Genomic DNA, 2,828 nt, shown 5'->3' on the forward strand with positions numbered 1-2,828 from the left:
CATCGTCTTCGCCGTCCTTGTACTGCGCTGGCTGGGCGATGTCCTGGTGGATGGTCGGGTGCGGAGACCCGGCCATCTCAACGTCTAAAAAAGAGACGCTATCCGGAGTCCACTTGCTCTTGTCCATCTTGGGCTCGGGAGAGTCCGTACCCTTGGTGACATCCACTGTCTCTAGGGCCTCAGCGGTACGTGCCTGCACGCCCTGCTGTTGCAGACGACGGGCTCGGTTAGCTGCAAGGAAATCCAGGACAGGACGGGAGCTACCTGCGGCTAGTACCTGTGCGGCTAACTGCTCCATGCGAGGGTGCGGATGGCTGACCTCGATGTCTGGCCACTGCAATGTGTCCTCACCTGAAGCCTGGCGCTGTCCCCAGTGATTGTGGAAGTCACCGAGAGGCATGCCGTTGACCATCAAGCCGGGCTTCTTGCCTTCGATCATGTTCAGGCCCTCGAACATGCCCCCGTGAACGATGCTCACCGGGACACGGGCTGACTTGCGTACCTTGGCAGCCATGGCCATCGCAGGCGCGGCCTCAAGCTGGTTGTCCATCGTCTCAGCAACGCCCCAGTCCTGCGATTCTAGGCTTGGGTCGGTGGAAAGCTCGTTGGAAACCTCGTCAATGAAGTCTTCCTGCGTAGCCGGATCCTGGAAGTCAAGCGTCTGTAGCGTTAGCTCTTGCTGCTGCTCGCGCTCCTGGCGGCGCTGGTCTGCCTGTTCAGCCTTGGAGTCCCAGTAGGACTGCGTAGTCATCTCAGGCTTAAAGTTACAACGACCATCGTAGGAACCGCGGCAAGACTGCTCACCAAAGAGGTGCGGCGACATGGAAGAGAAGCCAGCCTGTGGATCGCCCGACTGAAGGGAGATGTCTGTGATCTCACGGTGAACCGGGCACATCTTTGGCTTACGTACTGCTTCAACTTGCATGCCAAGGTGTTCCTGCACGGAGGAGAGTACTGTCTCCCAGTCGTCGTGCTCACAGTCAGCGCATGCCTGCCTGACCGTCTCTGATAGGTCGCCCGCTACCATCGCTAGTCGAGCCTGACGATCCCCGCTTGCGAGGAAGTTGTCAAACTGCCTGACGGCCCTAGCGCGAGCCAATGCCAGCGCCTTACGCGCGGCTACACGATGGCTATCATCGTTTGCTGCCATGTACTCAAAGAGTCCACTCATTACCAGAACAGTCCTTCGGCTTCGCCGTCGTGGTTTTCTGCTGATGCTTCCTTAGCCATGACCTCTCGGTCTGCCTGCCTCGTGCGAAGCTCGAATTGACGAGCCTCCTCTACGCGCTGTAGGAATGCTGCGCGGAAGTCCGTAGTAGCCGTCTTCTCTAGACCGGCTGTCCTAGCCGACACAAATTGGTCAGCATATTCACGAGTAACTCCGGCGTCCTCAAGAACAGGTGTCTCAAGCTCAGCCACAAAGGTATCAGGAGCCTCACTGATAAGTGCGTCAAAGTCCTGCGCCTCGTTCTCAGCGATCATCTCTTCGGCGGCATTGTCAAGCCAGCTTCCATCATTACCACCCATGGATGCCTGCTCGACTGCGGCAGGAGCGAACGGAGCCTCCGGGATGAAGGACTCTGCGTCCTCTAGCCCAGCCAGTGCGTCGGTGACCTCGCGGACCTCGTAATCAGCTTGGACAACCAGGTTGTCCAGTGTCTCACCGTCAGAGTAGGACGATGACCTGATGAGGTTCGCCGCCTCGCGCTTAATGGCCTTGAGTTCCACGATGCGAGCGACCAAGGAATCCTTAGTACCGTCAGGCATCTCGTCAAGGCGATCCTGTAGGGCCTTGATTGGAGAGGCCTGTACAGTCTTGGCTTCCTTGATGTACTCCATCTTGGAGTCGGACGTGACATCGAACTTAGCGATGCGTCCGTTCTCCAAACGGATAGTAACCTGGTCTCCCCAGAGACCGCGCTGCTTACCTAGGATGGTGCCCTTCAGCCCATTAGGTGTGACTACATGAGTGGCTGACGAGACGGTGACTGGAGCGTCATCCTCTTCGTCCTCATCATCCTTGTTGTCTCGGTCATCCTCAGGGTCTTCCTTCTTCTTGAAGTCCGCTGGGAAATCAGCAAGCTTGCGCTCTAGTTCATCAACATCTTCGGCCGCGGCGACGATCTTGCCAGCGACGTACGCATACGCCTTGCCGTCGTCATCGAACACGAATGTGGGGGCTGTGGCTGGCATTCTAATCTTTAACCCTGTTGCACGGAGAAGTTTTGAAGGTTGCTATTAATAACCACGGCCTCTACCTCCGCGATTAGGACGGCCAGCACGAGAGGCCCACGTTCCCTGACGTGAAGAGGTAAGCCCATCAAGTTGCTGTCGTACTCTGTCCGCTGCCGAGACCGCGGGGTTACCATTAGGATCCAAGCCCTTGCGCTGCTCGCGGAAGGTGTGGGTGCCCTTGTTGGAGTGGTAGAAGGACTCCATCTGGTCGTTGCGACCACCCATTTGGTAACCACCCTTGGCTCCAACCTCTACCGACAACTCACCTAGGTTGGCTCGAACTTCATTGGCAATGACATTACCAATCAGGGCTTCCGTTACTTCCATAATGCAGTCAGCCATATCCTTAGTCTGAACCATACCAATTTCCTGCTTATCGACACGAGGGAAACGACCGGCCGTGTTGATCTGCTGGAGGTTCTTCAACTCAAGGGCGGACCATTCACAGTCCTTGGAATCCAGAGGGATATGAACTAGGCCCTGGTACAAGGCAGTGCGGAAGACCTCTGCGCGGTTCCAGTTGTACTGTGCCGTGGCTGTCTTCTCATAGACCCTGGTCTCGGTCATGTTATTTTGACGAAGCCATTGGTTCA

Annotated in this window: 3 protein-coding genes; all 3 read right to left on the reverse strand. The window is 56.7% G+C overall.

Annotated elements, in window-relative coordinates; translation table 11 throughout:
* Nucleotides 1-925: hypothetical protein (locus JWR61_RS28115; RefSeq protein WP_301930967.1), on the reverse strand; the 925-nt coding region annotated here is incomplete at its 3' end.
* A gap of 245 nt (nucleotides 926-1,170) precedes the next feature.
* A complete protein-coding gene (locus JWR61_RS28120; RefSeq protein WP_301930968.1) occupies nucleotides 1,171-2,193 on the reverse strand; it encodes a hypothetical protein in 1,023 nt (340 codons plus the stop codon).
* A gap of 45 nt (nucleotides 2,194-2,238) precedes the next feature.
* Nucleotides 2,239-2,828 (reverse strand): hypothetical protein (locus JWR61_RS28125; RefSeq protein ID WP_301930969.1); only part of this gene is annotated, 590 nt, incomplete at its 5' end.

This window comes from Ferruginibacter sp. (genome assembly GCF_028288465.1).
Classification (GTDB): Bacteria; Bacteroidota; Bacteroidia; order Chitinophagales; family Chitinophagaceae; genus Ferruginibacter.

Coding starts and splice junctions, on each gene's coding strand:
- JWR61_RS28120 (WP_301930968.1), bottom strand. CDS start 2,193: ATGCCAGCCACAGCCCCCACATTCGTGTTCGATGACGACGGCAAGGCG.